Below are 17213 nucleotides of genomic sequence, written 5' to 3'. Positions count from 1 at the left end.
ATGCACAGTCCTACACAACTACAAGAAATTATAGAAAACGCCATTCCCAAAATAGTATATCCTGCACACCCTGCCGATTTGTATGAACCCATTCGCTATATCATGAGCCTGGGTGGCAAAAGAATAAGGCCGGTAATGGTGCTCATGGCTACCGAACTTTTTACCGACGAGATCAACAAGGCCTTGGATGTAGCATTGGCCATAGAAACTTTTCATAATTTCACCCTGGTGCACGACGATATTATGGACAATGCCCCATTGCGCAGAGGCAAACAAACCGTGCACGAAAAATGGGGCAGCAACAATGCCATCCTCAGTGGCGATGTGATGATGGTCGAATCGAACAAACACCTCTCCAAAGTAGACGTAAACGTGTTAAAACCCGTGCTAGATACCTTTAACGCAACTGCACAAGGCGTTTGCGAAGGCCAGCAGCTCGATATGGAATTTGAGCAGCGAAGCGATGTAAGCATAGCCGAATACATTGAAATGATTCGCCTAAAAACAGCAGTGCTCTTGGGTGGCGCCATGAAACTGGGTGCTATTGTTGGCGGAGCCAGCATGGCCGATGCAGAATTGCTCTATAATTTTGGAGAAAATTTGGGTGTTGCCTTCCAGTTGCAAGACGACATCCTGGATGTTTACGGCAATCCAGAGAAATTCGGCAAACAAGTTGGTGGCGATATCATGGCCAACAAAAAAACATTCCTGCACCTTACCACCTTGGCTTTGGCACCCCTTGACGAAGCTGCTCCATTAACCAGCACGGCATTGGCACAAGCAGAAAAAGTAAGCCAGGTAACCCAATTGTACAACAAATACGGCGTAAAGGAACTGGCCACCACCGAAATGGATAAATACCTCGACAAAGCCCATCAGGCCCTAAATGCCCTAGCCGTTGCCGAAGAAAAGAAAACCCAATTCAGAGAGCTGGTACAACAGATTATGGAAAGGGATCGGTAATGGTAGGTCAAAAGACCAAAGCTTAAAGACTAAAGCTTAAGGGCCAAAGGCGGAAGGCCGAAGGTTAAAAAGGCGGGGTTAGGCCCAAATAGACTTGCGAAGTTTTTAAACGGCGTATAAAAGTTAAACTTTGCAAGTCTATCCCCAATGAACCAATGAGCCAATGAACTAATGAGCCAATGAACTCATAAAACAAAAAAGCCCTGATCAAATTGACCAAGGCTTTTTTATAATATCTAATTAAAGCTTACTCTGCTGCTGGAGCTTCGTCGTCGGCTTTAGCTGCTTTCTTTGCAGGGGCTTTAGCGGCTTTAGGCGCTGCTTCTTTTTTAGCGGCAGGCGCTTTTTTAGCTGGTGCTTCGGCTGCAGCTGCTTCAACAACTGGTTTCGCGGCTTTGGCTGCTTTTTTAGGTGCTGCAGTTTTTACTGGAGCATCGTCAGCAACTGGAAGTACAGAAACATAAGATTTGTTGTCGCGTTTCTTTTTGAACAATACGATACCAGGTACCAAAGCGAACAAAGTATGGTCTTTACCAATACCTACGCCTTTGTCTGGGTGGTGTTTTGTACCACGTTGACGAACGATAATGTTGCCAGCGATAGCTTGTTGACCACCAAAAATTTTGATACCTAAACGCTTGCTATGCGATTCGCGTCCGTTTTTCGAACTACCGGCTCCTTTTTTATGTGCCATTTTCTTTTATATTTTTTACAGATTGGAAAGCCCAATCTCAGAATTAAACAAAAAATTAACTACAGAGTGATATTCTCAATCTGGATTTTGGTGAAATACTGGCGGTGACCATTTTTCTTTTTGTAACCTTTTCTACGTTTCTTTTTGAAAACGATTACTTTATCACCTTTTAAATGAGACACGATTTTAGCTGTAACCGATGCACCTTTTACCGCAGGAACGCCTACTGTAATCTTACCACCATTATCAACCAACAATACATTGTCAAATTCAATACTAGCGCCCTCATCTCCTTGTAAACGGTGTACAAAAAGGTGCTGGTCTTTTGCAACTTTGAATTGCTGTCCTGCTATATTTACTATTGCGTACATTGTTAAATAATTATTTTAGACTTGTTTTATTTTTTATCGAGGTGCAAATATAGAACAATTAATTTTCAAACACAATAGCTTAACAAAAATATTTAAGGCACAAATGCTTCTCCCGCCCACACGCCTGGTTTCAAAAATAAGAAAAGGCTTGTTTCCTGCTGCTAGGCCAGCACAGTCCCGCTAGCCGCTCCAATCTTTTTGCAATTTTCCGCCTGCCATCAATCAGTCCTCAAGGCAAAAAGTATTTTCGCTCCTATCGGGTTTAGCTTGAAAGTGCTGTTGTACAGCCAAAAACAAACTCATTTTATCCCGGCCAATCGCCTACCCCTAAAAATAATCGAAATATTTTCTTTTATTACGAATATTTCGTAGTTTTACGAAACATAAATAAATGTGGCAGATGAAAAGGTTTTTGTTTACGTCATCATCCCTGTTGCTTAGCACCTTGGCCGTTGCGCAATATGTGGAACCAGTCTTGGCCAGGGCAAAATACAGTTTCATTCATGTGAGAGATACCAATAACCGAAATGCACCCTACACCGAAGCCATGATTTTGATGCTGGGCAAAAGTTCGTCGTGGTATACCAGCGAAACCAGGCTTAACCAAACCGTTGGTTTCATGAGCCATGTTAACGAACAGATCAAGAACAATGGCGGCACTTTAAATGGCGCTACCATTTCGGCCCAAAAAAGAACAAACACCAGCATGGCCGATTTTTATTGCTTCCGTGCAAGCAACACGCTTAACATCGGCGAAAAAATGATCAATTTCTTTTACACCGAAGAAACAATCCCTCCTATCCATTGGGAAATCACCAAAGATACGGCCAGCTTCTCTGGACTTAAATGCCAAAAAGCCATAGCGCTGTTCAAAGGCAGAACATGGATAGCCTGGTTTGCATCCAGCATCCCTTTCCAAAGCGGGCCATGGAAACTCAATGGCTTACCTGGCTTAATCGTTGAGGCTTACGACAGCAAAAAAGACGTCCAGTTTCTGTTCAATGGCTTTGAAACAACCGAAAGCACGCCTAAAGTCCAAACCAATAAGATAAGTGGCGAGATGATAGATACTTCCGAGATGACGGATTTCATCAAACTACCCAACAATGCCATTAAAACGACCAAAGAAGAACTGCAAAGATTAAAAATGGCCCATGCCGAAGACCCTATCGGCTTTGCCAAAACACAACTTGCCGGAACGCCTTTCGCAAAGCTGCTCGAAAACAAGCCTAACCTACCGAGAAAAGTAGTTTTCATGAATAATCCCATAGAACTTCCCTAGCCTATGTCCAAATACCATAAATCAAACACGTCCTTATTTACGAAATTTTCGTAGAAATAGACGCCATAAAAATCATCCTTATTCACATGAAAACCTTAAAAATCACCTTTATCGCCTTTTTTTGTACTAGCGTGGCCTGGGCGCAATCGCCAGAAAAAGCCTTGGCCAAAGTCAGCTATTCGTTTTCGCACATTAGGGACACCACCAACAGGGCTAATCCCTATACCGAAAACATGGCCTTGCTAATTGGCAAAAATGCCTCGGTTTATGCCAGTTTCGATAAAATCACCCAAGACATCGAAAGAAAAAGACAACTTGAAGAACAGGTAAAGAATCTTGCGCCCGGCGAGCCCATCCGCATCAATGTAGGCAAGGTTAAGCCTACTTCGGCCGTAGAGTTTTACAGTTTCTTTAAAGAGAACAAGCTTTTTACCAGAGAGCTCCTCATCAACATCTACCTTACTGAAGAGCCTTTGCCTAAAATCAGCTGGAAGATTACCAAAGACACAGCCAGCTTTTCTGGTATTGCCTGCAAAAAAGCCACAGCCCATTTTAAGGGTCGCAACTGGACGGCCTGGTTCGCCCCCGAATTGCCTTTTCAGAGCGGTCCATGGAAACTCAATGGTCTGCCCGGATTGATTATAGAGGCCTATGACGATAAAAAGGAAGTCCAGTTCTTGTTTGCTGGCTTCGAGAACATCAAAGAGGAAGTCGCCGAAAAACCGGCATTAGATCCAGAAAACACCATCGTTGCCACAACCAGCGCATTGGCGGGCAAAGAAATCAAATTGCCTACCAACGCCATCAGAACAACCGTGTCCGAGCTCAACAAACTGAAAGAAGCCCGGGCAAAAGACCCTGTGGGCTTTGTAAAAGCCCAGATGGCCAACAGTGGCGTTACCATTAGCAGCACCAACAAATTGGCCGAAATCGCTTCTAAAAACACCTTTAACAATCCAATAGAATTACCCGAACATAACTAACCCCTAAACAACATGAAAACCAGCTTAATGACCGGCCTATGCTTTGCACTTTCGCTTCAGGCCTTTGCCCAAAACCCGGATCAGGCTTTGGCGCGTGTCAAATACAGTTTTGTACACGTTAAAGATACCACCCAAAAGAACAACCCCTACACCGAGAACATGCTTTTGGTGATTGGCAAAAACGCTTCGGTTTATACCAGCCTCGATCGGCTAAACCGCAAACTGGTAGACGACGGAAAAGCCAAACCCGAACCTACGGCTCCCAATGCGCCCTTTAAGCCCGTATCGTTTCAAGACTATTATTTCTTTGTGAAGGAAAACCTGTTTTTCATCAAAGAGAAAATCTATAACGAATACCTGGCTGAAGAAAATGCGCCCAAAATAAATTGGACCACCACCAAAGATACCGCCAGCTTTTCGGGCATAGCCTGCAAAAAAGCCACCGCCTATTTTAAAGGCCGCAACTGGATTGCCTGGTACGCACCAGAACTGCCATTTCAAAGCGGTCCGTGGAAATTGAACGGCCTGCCGGGATTGATCGTGGAGGCTTATGACGACAAGCAACAGGTCCAATTTCATTTTGCGGGCATGGACAAGGTAACCGAAGCCAATACCAATAGCGACAGCTTCTTTTACGAGAAAGATATCAAGCTGCCAAAAGATGCCAAGCGCACCGACATGAAGGAATACAACAGGATCAAAGAATTCTCTGTAAAAGACCCGATTGGTTTTGCTTCGGCGATGACCGGTACAGACCGCAAGAACATTCGTATGGGCGTGAGCATGACCGGCATTGCGGGGCCAACCGTTACCAACAACCCCATAGAACTTCCCGAAAAAAAATAACGACGACAAGCAGATGAAACAATTAGCAATAGCTTTCTTACTGACATGGATTGGCACCAATGGTTTTGCACAAAAGGCAGACCAAGTGCTTGCCCGTGTAAGCTACACCTACACCCAAAAAGACGACACCTTGAAAAACGGAAAGGCCATTAGCCATAACATGCTCCTTTTTGTAGGCAAGAACGCCTCTTTGTACACAAGCTTCGACAAAATTAGACACGAGATAGCCGAAGATCAGAAGTTTAGGGCCATGATTGCCAACAGGGCCGGTTCAAACAAACCAGTAGCTTTTGTTACCGATGCCAATGCCACCAATTGGATGTACCGGACCTCTTATTTTTATTTTGCCCAAGAGAACAGGCTTTTTGGCAAGGAATTCATATCCCTGCAAAGTTACTTATACGAAGAAAAGGTACCTGAAATCAAATGGCAGATTACCAAAGATACCACCAGCTTTTCGGGTGTACATTGCCAAAAGGCCACCGCCAGTTTCGAAGGCAAAAACTGGACGGCCTGGTTTGCACCCAGCCTGCCCTTTCGCTACGGCCCCTGGAAACTGAATGGCCTGCCTGGACTGATTATCGAGGCCTATGATGAATCTAAGGATACTGCTTACCGCTTTGCGGGCATAGCAGATGCCAAGGAAGGCGATTTTCAGCGTATCGACGATATAAGAAAAAGACCTGATTCTCGCCCTGGCGACATGAATGCCATTGACCAAATGATCGGCATCGATGTATCTGGCGCTTATTTCGAAAACATCATTAAACTGCCCACAAACGCAGTTAAAACCACCAAAAAAGAACTCGACAACCTCAGGGCAGCCTTTCAGAAAGACCCTAGAGGCTTTGTCAAGGCCCAATCTGGTTTCTAAATCTAGTATTCGTTAAAAAATGTTAAATCATCTTTACAACTACGAATTAATCGTAGATTTACGAATAATTAATTACAAACCCAACACAACATTATGAAAGCTATTTTAAGCACCATTTTAGCAACAGCTATTACAACGGCAGCTTTTGCACAAAGCCCAGACAAGGCCTTGGCCAGGGTAAAATACAGTTTTACACATATCCAAGACACCACCCAGCGCGATAAGCCTTATACCGAGAACATGCTTTTGGTTATTGGCAAAAACGCATCGGTTTACACCAGCTACGACAAGCTGAACAGCGCGATAGCTATGAACCAGCAGTTACAGGAACAGATCAGGAATAATGCAGGTGGCCCACAAAGCATCAGCATCAAAAGAACTTCCTCTAAGCCTACCAATGGATTGGATTATTTCTTTTTTGTGAAGGAAAACAAATTCGTAACCAAAGAACGCCTATTTAACAACTACCTGATTGAAGAGGAAGCGCCTAAAATCAGTTGGAAAATTACCAAAGACACCGCAAGTTTTTCGGGCGTACATTGCCAAAAAGCAACCACCCATTTTAAGGGCAGAAACTGGATTGCCTGGTATGCGCCCGATATGCCTTTTCAGAGCGGACCATGGAAACTGAACGGTTTGCCGGGATTGATTGTAGAGGCCTACGACGAGAAAAAGGAAGTGCAGTTTCAGTTTGCGGGCATAGACAAGGTTGACGAAACCAATGTTGCCACTACCATAGAAGAAAAACCCATCAGCGGTAATGTCGTAAAAGTTATGGGCATGGATGGAGCCGATGCTTATTTGGGAAGCGAAATCAAATTGCCTGCCGATGCACTTAAAACCACCCAAAAAGAACTCGACAAGCTGAAAGAAGCCAGAGATAAAGATCCACAGGGCTTCTTGAATGCACAGCTGGCCAATAGCGGCATCCAAGGATCGTTTAAAATGAACACAAACACCCAAATGAGGCCTGCGGGCACGGCTGGTCCGGTTAAAATCACCATCAACAACCCGATAGAACTGCCAGAGAAAAAATAAGTTCACCGTTAAACCGAATTCCATGAAAAAGCAATATATCCTCGCCTTGCTTTTCCTATTGTTTGCCAACGTATCGGCTTTTGCCCAAAAACAGCTCAAAGGAAAAGTGAAGGATAGCAAAGGTGCGCCCATTGTATCGGCCAACGTAAACCTGAAAGACAAAGACGGCAACATCATCAGCTTTACCAGAACCGACTCCAAAGGCGAGTACAGCTTGAGCCTTGGCGACGAAACCAAGGACCTGAGCATTGAGGCCACCATTATCGGCTATGAGAAAAAAGCCGTCGCCATAAGCAGCCTTAACCAAAGCTACGACCTGGTGTTGCAGGATAGCGAAATCAACCTGAAACCCGTTGTAGTTAAAAACAGGCCGTCCCTTACTTCAAACGGCGACACGCTGAACTACAAGACTTCTGATTTTGCCGACAAGCAAGACCGCAGCATTGGCGACGTGCTCAAAAAAATGCCAGGCATTGAGGTGGCCGAAAACGGAAAGATCAGCTATAACGGCAAGAGCATTTCCAATTTCTACTTTGACGGCGACAACTTGTTGGACGACAAGTACGGCGTGGCCACCAAAAGCGTTCCACATGGCGCTGTAGACAAGGTTCAGGTGATTGAAAAAGACCAGCCGATTAAAATGCTACGCAAAAACAACATGAGCGACGATGTAGCACTTAACCTGGTGATGAAAGACGAGGCCAGGCTCAAAATAATGGGCGACATCAAAGCCGGTTTAGGTACGCCAGATCGTTTTGACGGCAACATCAATGCCATGATGTTTAAGAAAAACATCAAGTTTCTCAACAACATCAAGGGCAACAACATCGGCATCGATCCAGGGATAGACCTTACTTCTTTCAACGATTTCTTTAAAAGACAGGAAAACGACAAACCTGGCAACTTTTTGTCGGCGGGCGCAGCGGGCGTGCCTACCCTGCCCCAAAACCGTTCGCTGTTTAACAAAGCCGGACTGATTAACCTCAACAATTTGTTTAAGTTTAACCAAGACCTGCAGCTGAAAGCCAACGTGTCTTACCTGTACGACCAAAGGAACCAGCAGTACAACAAGTTTTCGGAAACTTACCTGCCGGGACAAACCATCAGGTATACCGAATTGCAGAATAATAGCATTAATCCGCAGAAACTGCATGCACAGCTCAATTTGAACAGCAATGCCGAAACGCATTACCTGAACAATACTTTTATTGCCGATTACAATCCGTTTAAAACCAATTCGGAGGTCTTTATCAACGGCATTGGAGCCAACCAGTCTTTATCGCAACGGATGTACGATATTTCTAACGAGTTCAATTACCGAAGGAAACTGAAATCCACCATGGTTAATTTCTATTCGTACGTTGATCGGAGTTCGCAGCCGGAAACCCTCAACATCAGGCCGGGCCTGAACGAGAACATCCTGAACAACAATACGCCTTATGCCGGATTAAACCAATACATTAGCTTTCCTACCTGGTTTACCAACAACTACTTCTCCTTTGCTTTGGTAAACGGCAAGTTTACACAAACCTATAAGGCTGGCTTCAATTGGCAAAACCAAAAATTGGGTTCCGAACTGTACCGCATCCAAAACGACCAAACTACCGAGCTGGTTTCGGCCGATATGACCAACGATTTGGACTGGACCAAATTCAGAACCTATGCAGAGGCGAATTACGAGTATGCAGGCGATAAACTTAAAGTTGGCTTATCCGTACCACTCAGCTACAACAAAATCGACTATAACGATGCAAGCCACAGCTTAGACAAAAGCCTCGAAAAGCTTTTCATCAACCCGGTCTTTAACATCAAGTACCAAACCGGCATCGAAAACTATGTAACTGCCAATTATGGCTTTAAAAACGACCTTGGTGGGCTCGATGAGGTTTATCGTGGCACCATCCTGAAGAACTATCGTTCGCTGTTTGCCAACGACGCCCCTATTTCGGAGAAAAAGACCCATTTTGCAGGTGCCGGCTTTAATTTCCGCAAGGCAATGCAGATGTTCTTTTTTTCGATCAATGCAGGCTACAGCAACACCACGCTCAATACCATTTCTTCTTATACCTTAACCAACAGCATTCAGCAAAGAATAGTATTGCCTTTGTCTAACCAGCTTAAAAGCTTCTCGTTAAGCGCCAACAGCAGCAAATACCTATTTAGTTGGCGCAGTACGATTAATGGTGGCGTAAGCTTTAGCCAAACCAAGCTTGATCAGTTATTAAACAACGAGCTCTTGCCTTTTACCTCAGAAACCATGAATTATAAAGCGGGTATCGAGTCTAAGCTAACTAGTTTCATGACCTGGTCGTACAATGCCAACTACTCCGTTAATACCAGCAAATCGTCTAAAGCCGATGCCATTACCACCAAATACCAACAACTGAGACAGCAATCGGCTCTTACAACCACCATGTTCAAAAGCCTTTTCGTAAACCTTACCGCCGAGCATATCTTCACGCATCAGGCCAGTCAGCCAGATCTGAAATACATTTTTGCCGATCTTAACGTAAGGTACAGGTTCGTAAAAATCAAAACCGATCTGGAGTTTGGCCTAACCAATCTGGCCAACGTCAAGAAATTTGAAGCCATTAACCTGAGCGTCAACTCGCTTACCTCTGGCACTTATTACATCCCTGGGCGTGTAGCCATGCTCAAAGCCACCTTTAATTTCTAAATAACCAAACAAACAACCATGAAAAAAGCCCCAAATCTGGGGCTTTTTCTATTGGATATCATTCATTGCTGCGCCAACAAACCGAGCTGCAGTTTTGGGCAGGAACGGGTTTTAGTGTTTGGTTTCTATCATAAAATTGGTTTCTTGGTTATCGTTCTTTTTCAGCGTAATTCCCTTAACCAATTTGGGTTCGAGCGATTTTTTCATTTCTTCTGCACTCACTTTTACGCCGTTTATATAATAATTCAATCGGTCGCTAACATTGATTGTTGTGCTATCGCTAGGCGTTCTCTTAGTGGCATAGCCTTTAACTACAATTACCTGGTCATTTGGAAATTCGCTTCTATCAAGAGGTTGCCCTATCCTACCTTTAAACTCTATTTTCACGCTTTTTACTCTACCCTTCATCATTCCAGTTCCACTAAGGCTATCTCTACGAACCAACATGGTATTTTTACCTTGTACTTTTCCTTTTAAAGCCTCAACAATCATTTCCCTTGTCTTTTCATCATCAAGCAATCCGGGTAAATCTACATGGCCGGCTTTTAGCGAATCGGCATTGATATCGATACGTCTTAACATGATGCCAGCTACCGTTACACTATCAGCTGGCCTTGCAACAGCCTGGGGTTTTCTTTTTCTAACTGCTTGCTGTTGCTGCTGTGGAACAACTTCAGTAGTATCTTGAGCAGCAATGGTATGGGCAATGGCAGCTGTTAGCGGCGCCAAGTGTTTGTCGATATCCTTTTTGCTTACCGTAAAGGCCAAGGTAGTTAGCAACAATATAGGCAAGGCAAACAGGTAGCGACTCAGGGTTAAACGCGAGGAACGTTTGGCGTTCATCATCTTGATGCGTTTTTTAAGATCGGAAAGGTTAAAATTATTCACGATGGCTACAGAAGGCGTTAAGTTGCCTACGTCCAACAAACTGTATTGATATGTTTTTCTGTCGACTCCCTTTTTCAGTATTTTTTCGTCGGTAATAAACTCAAGGTTTTCCTTAACTGCTTTTTTCATCAGCCAAACCCCAGGATTGAACCAGTAAAAAACCACGCTCAGTTCGGCCAAAATAATATCCAGCGAATGCCATTGCTTTACATGTACTTTTTCATGCTCCAAAATGGTAGCCAGTTCCTTTTCCTTGTGCATCGACGGATTGATGTAAACCGTTTGCCAAAACGAAAAGGGGCTCACCGGCTCTTCCAATACCCTTACCGGATAATTGGCTACTTGGCCCGGGGCCGACCTGCGGTGCATCCTGTACAGCGATATAAACTGCACCAGCAACCTCAAGGCCATGAGCACTACACCGGCATAAAACAAAACCGTAAGCAATTGCCAGTTGAGCGCGATGAATTGGCTGGGCACCAGTTCTGCCGCCTTTTGGTTAAGCTCTGGCACAAAAGCCACCTTTTGGCTGATTTCTTTTTGGCTATGGAAAAAATCGGTGAGGTTAATGAAAGGGTAAACGGTTGAAAACAAAATACCGAAAACCAAAAATATACGGTTGAGCGTATAAAAAGTCAGTCGGCGCAAAACCAGGTAATAAGTCGCTCCAAAAAGGATCAGTACCAGGTTTATTTTAAGCAAGATGACAAAAAAGTGTGGCATGGCATTACTTTTCAGGGTTTTCGATCAGGTTGATAATCTCTTTGAGTTCTTCGGCACTGATTTTCTTGTCTTTGGCAAAAAAAGCAACCAGTTCTTTGTACGAGCTCTGGAAATAACTGTTTACAAAACCGCTCATGAAACGCTTTTTATACTCGGCTTCTTTTACCTTGGCGCTATAGCGATTGGCATTGGCATAACGCTCGCTTTTGAGAAAGCCCTTACGTTCGAGGTTTTTGATGGTTGAAGCCAAAGTGGTGTAAGGAGGTTTGGGCTCTGGCATGGCATCCATAAAGTCTTTGATAAAACCCGGGCCGGCCTGCCATACGGCAAGCATTGCTTCTTCTTCCTGTGCAGTTAATTTTTCCATTATTTACGAATATATCGTAAACATACGAAATAAACCGCAATCTGAAAAATTTTCGAAAAGCTTTGTAAACTAATGGTTTGTGTACCTGTCTTCGGCCTCAGTGATGGTACTTTCTACCAGTTTTTGGAGTGCAGATGCTGTTTGTGCAATTTGGGGATCTCCGTCGTAATCGCTCATGAAAATAATCTTCTTGGTCTTGTTTACGTAATTGAAAACCATTTCGTAGCGTAATATTTTGTTGCTTTTCAGGTCTGCACCACGGTTGGCAATGACATCGGGCAGCGTCCATAAGTTTAATTCGTTAGCCTTGCTGTGCAAATAGATCATGTTGTGGGTGCGCAGCTTGAATTTGTTGACAACCAGCGAATCTTTGTTGTTGAGGTACTGATAATGGCCGGTAGCCGAATTGTAGCTGTTGACCAAGGTATCGCCGAGGCCCCAGCTGTACTGAATGGAAACGAAATCGGACGACCGGTAAGGTCCTTGCTTAAGCCTGATTACGTAATAGCCTCCAATGCCGGCAATAACGATAACGGCAATAATGCTAATGAGCGACCAGTTCTTTTTAAAAGCCGAAATCATTAATTACGCTCCTTTTCTTCGCGGTCGTTGATGGTTTGCTCGATAATTTTCTGCATCTGGGCAGCCGCATCCTTCATTTTGGGATTACCAGAAAAATCGGCCAGGTAAGTTACTTCCTTAGATTTTTTCTGGTAGTTGAATTTCATAAAAAAGCGTGGTGCTTTAGAGTTTTTGAGGTCTTCTGCGCTATTGGCTACCACATCCGGCAAATTCCAAAAGCCCTGCACATCGGCGTTGCTGTCTAAGAACTTTTTGTCCCTTTCGTTCAGCATCACATGCTTCGTAACCATCGAATCTTTATCGTTCAGGTACTTGTATTCGCCAGTAGCCGAGTTGTACGAATTTTCGAGGTGATCTCCTGCCCCCCATTTATACTCAAGCGAAACAAACTCCTTGGCTTTAAAGGGTGCGTTTCTGATAATGGGTGCATAATAAATAATGCAATAAATAATAAAAGGTACTACGATGGTAGATGCCAAAAAAACTTTCTTTGCCCTGCTTGTCATTGCCGTATGCTAAAAACTTTAAAACTAATCTAGAGGTTCGGTTAATTCGCCTTCCCACTTGCTTACCACGGCCGTAGCAATGCTATTGCCGATAACGTTGGTTGCCGAACGGCCCATATCCAACAGCGGATCAATGCCAATAAGCAAGGCCAAACCAGCCTCCGGAATATTAAAAGTGGCAATGGTACCCGCAATTACCACCAATGAGGCACGAGGTACGCCCGCAATGCCTTTACTGGTCAGCATCAGGATGAGCAACATGGTAATCTGTTGTTCGAAAGACAGGTGGATGCCATAGCTCTGCGCAATAAACAGCGAAGCAAAGGTCATGTACAGCATCGAACCATCGAGATTAAACGAATAGCCCAAAGGCAGTACAAAACTTACGATCTTGTCTTTACAGCCAAAACGCTCCAATTGCAACATGGTTCTCGGGTAGGCGGCTTCGCTACTGGCGGTACTAAAAGCCAGCATTACGGGTTCTTTCATCCTGTTCATCAGGTTAAAGATCCTGCGTTTGAGGATAAGATAGCCGATAAAAATAAGCAACAGCCATAGAATGAGCATGCTCGAATAAAACTCGCCGATAAACAAAGCATAGGTAGACAGCACGCTGATACCCTGCTTGGCCACGATGGCCGCCATGGCACCAAATACCGCAAACGGCGCAAAGTTCATTACATAACCCGTTACTTTAAGCACGATATGCGCTACCGAATCGAAAAATTCGATTACCACTTTGCCTTTTTCGCCAACGGCCGCCGTGGCTACGCCAAAGAACAATGAAAACACGACAATCTGCAGAATTTCGTTGGTTGCCATCGATTCGGCAAAGCTTTTTGGAAAAATATGCGAGATAAAATCCTTAACCGATAAGGCCGTTGCCTTGATACCGGTATCGGTATGGGTGCTCGGCAAAGGCAGGTGCATAGCCTGTCCCGGCTTAAAAATATTCACCAATAACATACCCAGCAACAGCGACATGAGTGAAGCGCTGATAAACCACAACATGGTTTTGCCTCCAATACGGCCTACGGCTTTGATATCGCCTACTTTGGCCACCCCTACTACCAATGTTGTAAACACCAAGGGCGCAACAATCATTTTGATCAATCTCAAAAAGATATCGCTCAGCAAGGTAAACGGCTCCAGCTTTTTCTCGCGCAGGGTTTCGTTTTCCTTGCGGATTTTCACCTGTGCCGCTTTTTGGGCTTTGAGCTGGGCATACTGCACCACGGTGGTGTCTGTCATGTCGCCCAATTGTCCGTCTATTTTCTTGATTTGTGCATCGGCGCTTACAATAACTTCGTTATGCTTGCTGAAATTATTAACGTTTAAATAATAACCTACGGCTACGCCCAATACCAGCGCTATGAAAATAAAGAGGGTAAGTTTGTTCTTATTCGACATTTGTTAAGTTTACATTTGAATAGAAGCCGTAAAACTACAATAATTAAATTATTCTCTAAACATTGTTGATAAAGCATTAGTTATTTTACATATTTGGGCCGTAACAAAACTATATTCCGGACATCTAATCGTTGATCATCAAAAGCCGCTAAGTGAACCAAAAAGATATACTATTTAAGGATATTTTCGACAAGAATTCAAAGAAGATTTTTCACTTATGCTATGGTTATACCGGAGATAAGGATTCGGCCAACGACCTGTTGCAGGAAACTTTTTTAAAGGTTTGGCAAAACCTGGACAAGTTCAGAAACAAATCGCTTATTTCTACGTGGATCTATCGTATTGCTGTTAACACCTGCCTCACTTATCTGCGCTCTGAAAAAAGACAGGCCAAGGATGAGCTGACGGAAAACATTATCGAAAACAAGATTGAGGAGTATTCTGAAAAGAACGAACAGATTGCCCTGCTCTACAAATCGATATCAAAGCTCGAAGAAAACGACCGCTTGATCATTACCATGGTATTAGACGAGCTCCCCTACAACGAAATTGCCGAGATTTCGGGCATAAGTGAGGGCAACTTGAGGGTAAAGATCCATCGCATTAAACAAAAACTGACTGAATTATACAACCAGCATGCAAGAATTTGATCACATAGAAGCGCTTTGGGCCAAGCACAACACCGTAGATGTGAAAATATCTGCCGATGAAATGCTGAAGCAGGCCAAAAAAGAAGTAAGCGGCATGCGTACCAAATCGCTACTCACCGTAGTGGGCATGACGCTCGCTTTTATAGCCTTGGCCATCTTATGGTTTGCTATCGATTTCCAATCGTTGACAACCCATATCGGCATTAGCCTGATGATCGGTGCCATTATCGTTTACACCATCATTTTATACAACAATTACCGCATCCTTGCCAAAAGCGATTTTACGGCCAATCCGAACGAGTTTATGGCTAAGCTTAAGCTTTACCAGCTCAAGCGTTTCCGTTTATACAACCGCCTGTATTGGTTCTACGCCATTGCCATATCGCTGGGCATGGCCTTCTATTTCCTCGAAATATTGCCACACCTGGCATTATGGGCAAAAATAACGGCCCTCGTTTTAAGCTTCGGCTGGATGATTTTCTGCTCTACCCTGGTGCGCAAGGCCGTAATCAAAAAAGACAAGGAAAGAATTGCCTTACTGATCGAAAAATTTGAACGCATCAGCGGGCAATTTAAGGAGCAACATTAAGCTGGCCAAAATAAAGAGTTCGGTATCTGGAGTTTCGGCTCCGCAGGTCTGTCTAAACAGCTTTTAGTTATCCATTAATCTATAAAGGTGGCTTATCAGCTACCCCTCCAATCGCCTTAATAACAATCAGATTGGGCATAAAAAAAGTCATCCGTAAACGGATGACTCCTACTATTAACTAACCCAAATCTTAAATTCATCCAAACTTATATTGGGTTTCCTAAGCTCAAAGATAGTGTGGCTTTGTCAAGCTAGATAGGCGAAAATCACCCATTCCAAACTAAATCGCCTTGTTAAATCTGTTCAATTGGGTGATTTTCCATTCGCCTAAAGAATCTTTCTCCAAGGCAACAAAATTTTGCTGTATAAAACTAGCGAACTTGAGGTCTACCCTTGCCAAAATAGCGGTTTTGCTGCTCGACAGGATTTCGTAGTTTGGCTGGTAGCCCCGCAGCACGTCGGCATTCTTTCCGTAGTAGGTCATGATATTTTCTTTGGTATGGAAATTTATGCTGCCCGGTCTATTTACCTTCATCACAAGTTCGTTGGCCAGCACCTGGTCAAACAACGAAACATCGCCTTTTACCTGTGCCTCAATAAAAGCATCGATAACAGCGCTGGGTTTGGTCATATTCACTTTTTTAGCGGGTTTGATTTCGCTGGCGTTAGCGGTTGTAAAGGCAATACATAGTAAAGCCAAATACGTAAACATTCTTTTTTTCATTGCGTGGTTTTTTGTGGTGTACTATTGATATTATCTGTATTGTTTGGGCGTAACCTGAAACGAATTTCTGAACAGGCGCGTAAAAGAGCTCTGGCATTCGAAGCCGATGATATCGACAATCTCGTTTACCTGATAATCGGTATGCTTTAAATAATACTTGGCCTGCCTCAATCTTACCTGGGTAAGAAACTGGTGGGGCGACATTTGGTAGGCTTGTTTAAACGTACGGAGCAGGTGATTTACAGACAAGCAGGAAGCCAATGCAATATCATTCAGGCTGATATTTTTGTTGTAATTGCTGTTGATGAAGTCTTTGGCTATCGAAAGGCGTTTCAGGATTTCGGTCCGGGTAGATTTGTTCAAAAAATTAAGCGCCTCGCCCCTGTTGGTCACCTCCGTGCGATAAAGCCTGTAATAGCTTTCCAAACAATGGTTCAGGTATTCGCCCATAACCAATTCGCTCGTCTGGCCGCTTTCCATATTGTTTTTGAGTTGCCTTAAAACCGTGGCAATTTCTCCCTGCAATGGATAAATCGCCTCCAGAAAAACAGGCTTGCTGTCTTTGTAAGCCGGACAGTCTAATAAGGTATGGCTTTTGTTGGCCACCGAATATTCATAATCGCAAACAAAGCCCGGGTCTAGCAAAACGGAGAATCTGTTGATGGTTTCTTTCGAATTGATCTGACTGGCATAATGGGTACCTTCATTCAAAAAAACAAAGCTCTGCGGAAACAGGGTGAGCTCTCTTTTGCCTAAATGATACTGCACAGCACCATTGCTAACCAAACTGATGATGTATTTGGTACTGATGCCTGTATAGGAAGAGTTACTTGAGAATTCGTTTAGAATTTCGTTCTTGAAGATTCGGATCCTTTTGGTGCTCATGGTTCGGCAGGTTTAATCGTGTTAAACAAATTTACCTGAACAATAAGGCGCCCTTTTCACCCCTCAGGGGGTATTTTTGGCCACAAACACAAAATCCCGCTTTAGGGGGTATTTTTTAAATCTACACAGTTAAATATATTTACTTTAGGTTAGGCTTCTTA

General features: G+C 43.8%; 18 protein-coding genes. 9 read left to right on the top strand and 9 right to left on the bottom strand.

From position 1 onward, the window contains the following. On the top strand, positions 1–963 hold the full coding sequence (locus VRU48_RS02445) for a polyprenyl synthetase family protein (RefSeq protein ID WP_330106337.1): 963 nt from the start codon (positions 1–3) through the stop codon (positions 961–963). Positions 964–1210: 247 nt separating this feature from the next. Here the strand turns inward: VRU48_RS02445 and rpmA are convergent, their stop codons facing one another. Continuing rightward, positions 1211–1657 (bottom strand): 50S ribosomal protein L27, encoded by a 447-nt coding sequence (gene rpmA / locus VRU48_RS02440; RefSeq protein WP_330106336.1) that lies wholly within the window; start codon positions 1655–1657, stop codon positions 1211–1213. Positions 1658–1716: 59 nt separating this feature from the next. Further along, positions 1717–2028: a 50S ribosomal protein L21 gene (gene rplU / locus VRU48_RS02435; protein ID WP_199138690.1), complete on the bottom strand. Its 312-nt coding sequence runs from the start codon at positions 2026–2028 to the stop codon at positions 1717–1719. A 400-nt stretch (positions 2029–2428) separates the two neighbouring features. On the opposite strand from rplU, the gene VRU48_RS02430 reads away from it, so the two are divergent. The 6 genes from VRU48_RS02430 to VRU48_RS02405 all read left to right on the top strand — a co-directional run bounded on the left by VRU48_RS02430 (position 2429) and on the right by VRU48_RS02405 (position 9728). Beyond that, positions 2429–3310: a GLPGLI family protein gene (locus VRU48_RS02430; RefSeq protein ID WP_330106335.1), complete on the top strand. Its 882-nt coding sequence runs from the start codon at positions 2429–2431 to the stop codon at positions 3308–3310. Positions 3311–3396: 86 nt separating this feature from the next. Beyond that, on the top strand, positions 3397–4293 hold the full coding sequence (locus VRU48_RS02425; protein WP_330106334.1) for a GLPGLI family protein: 897 nt from the start codon (positions 3397–3399) through the stop codon (positions 4291–4293). Between the two features lie 12 nt (positions 4294–4305). After that, positions 4306–5139, top strand: coding sequence for a GLPGLI family protein (locus VRU48_RS02420; protein ID WP_330106333.1), 834 nt, complete (start codon positions 4306–4308; stop codon positions 5137–5139). A 13-nt stretch (positions 5140–5152) separates the two neighbouring features. Next, a complete protein-coding gene (locus tag VRU48_RS02415) occupies positions 5153–6013 on the top strand; it encodes a GLPGLI family protein (RefSeq protein WP_330106332.1) in 861 nt (286 codons plus the stop codon). Positions 6014–6106: 93 nt separating this feature from the next. After that, positions 6107–7051: a GLPGLI family protein gene (locus VRU48_RS02410; protein ID WP_330106331.1), complete on the top strand. Its 945-nt coding sequence runs from the start codon at positions 6107–6109 to the stop codon at positions 7049–7051. Positions 7052–7073: 22 nt separating this feature from the next. After that, positions 7074–9728: a TonB-dependent receptor gene (locus VRU48_RS02405; protein WP_330106330.1), complete on the top strand. Its 2655-nt coding sequence runs from the start codon at positions 7074–7076 to the stop codon at positions 9726–9728. A 111-nt stretch (positions 9729–9839) separates the two neighbouring features. Here VRU48_RS02405 and VRU48_RS02400 read toward each other — a convergent pair whose 3' ends face one another. The 5 genes from VRU48_RS02400 to VRU48_RS02380 all read right to left on the bottom strand — a co-directional run bounded on the left by VRU48_RS02400 (position 9840) and on the right by VRU48_RS02380 (position 14204). Further along, positions 9840–11339 (bottom strand): M56 family metallopeptidase, encoded by a 1500-nt coding sequence (locus tag VRU48_RS02400; protein ID WP_330106329.1) that lies wholly within the window; start codon positions 11337–11339, stop codon positions 9840–9842. 4 nt (positions 11340–11343) lie between these two features. Next, complete coding sequence (locus tag VRU48_RS02395) at positions 11344–11706, bottom strand: BlaI/MecI/CopY family transcriptional regulator (RefSeq protein ID WP_199138677.1); 363 nt, start codon at positions 11704–11706, stop codon at positions 11344–11346. Positions 11707–11775: 69 nt separating this feature from the next. Next, positions 11776–12288 carry a hypothetical protein gene (locus VRU48_RS02390; protein ID WP_330106328.1) on the bottom strand — a complete coding sequence of 171 codons (513 nt, stop codon included), beginning with the start codon at positions 12286–12288 and terminating at the stop codon, positions 11776–11778. Next, entirely contained in the window at positions 12288–12794 is a 507-nt protein-coding gene (locus VRU48_RS02385) for a hypothetical protein (protein ID WP_330106327.1), read from the bottom strand. The genes VRU48_RS02390 and VRU48_RS02385 overlap by 1 nt, the downstream gene beginning before the upstream one ends. Before the next feature lie 24 nt (positions 12795–12818). Beyond that, on the bottom strand, positions 12819–14204 hold the full coding sequence (locus tag VRU48_RS02380) for a dicarboxylate/amino acid:cation symporter (protein ID WP_330106326.1): 1386 nt from the start codon (positions 14202–14204) through the stop codon (positions 12819–12821). A gap of 152 nt (positions 14205–14356) precedes the next feature. On the opposite strand from VRU48_RS02380, the gene VRU48_RS02375 reads away from it, so the two are divergent. Both VRU48_RS02375 and VRU48_RS02370 read left to right on the top strand, forming a co-directional pair. Beyond that, positions 14357–14854 (top strand): RNA polymerase sigma factor, encoded by a 498-nt coding sequence (locus tag VRU48_RS02375; RefSeq protein ID WP_199138669.1) that lies wholly within the window; start codon positions 14357–14359, stop codon positions 14852–14854. Then, positions 14841–15443, top strand: coding sequence for a hypothetical protein (locus VRU48_RS02370; RefSeq protein ID WP_330106325.1), 603 nt, complete (start codon positions 14841–14843; stop codon positions 15441–15443). The genes VRU48_RS02375 and VRU48_RS02370 overlap by 14 nt, the downstream gene beginning before the upstream one ends. Positions 15444–15723: 280 nt before the next feature. Here VRU48_RS02370 and VRU48_RS02365 read toward each other — a convergent pair whose 3' ends face one another. Next, positions 15724–16167 carry a hypothetical protein gene (locus VRU48_RS02365; protein WP_330106324.1) on the bottom strand — a complete coding sequence of 148 codons (444 nt, stop codon included), beginning with the start codon at positions 16165–16167 and terminating at the stop codon, positions 15724–15726. Between the two features lie 30 nt (positions 16168–16197). Then, the gene (locus VRU48_RS02360) at positions 16198–17052 is read right to left on the bottom strand and encodes a helix-turn-helix transcriptional regulator (RefSeq protein ID WP_330106323.1); all 855 of its coding nucleotides are present in this window, start codon (positions 17050–17052) and stop codon (positions 16198–16200) included. Positions 17053–17213 lie beyond the last annotated feature (161 nt).

Source organism: Pedobacter albus, assembly GCF_036324255.1.
GTDB classification, from domain to species: Bacteria; Bacteroidota; Bacteroidia; order Sphingobacteriales; family Sphingobacteriaceae; genus Pedobacter; species Pedobacter albus.
Note: the sequence above shows the minus strand (reverse complement) of the source record. Positions and strands in the feature narration are given on the sequence as shown.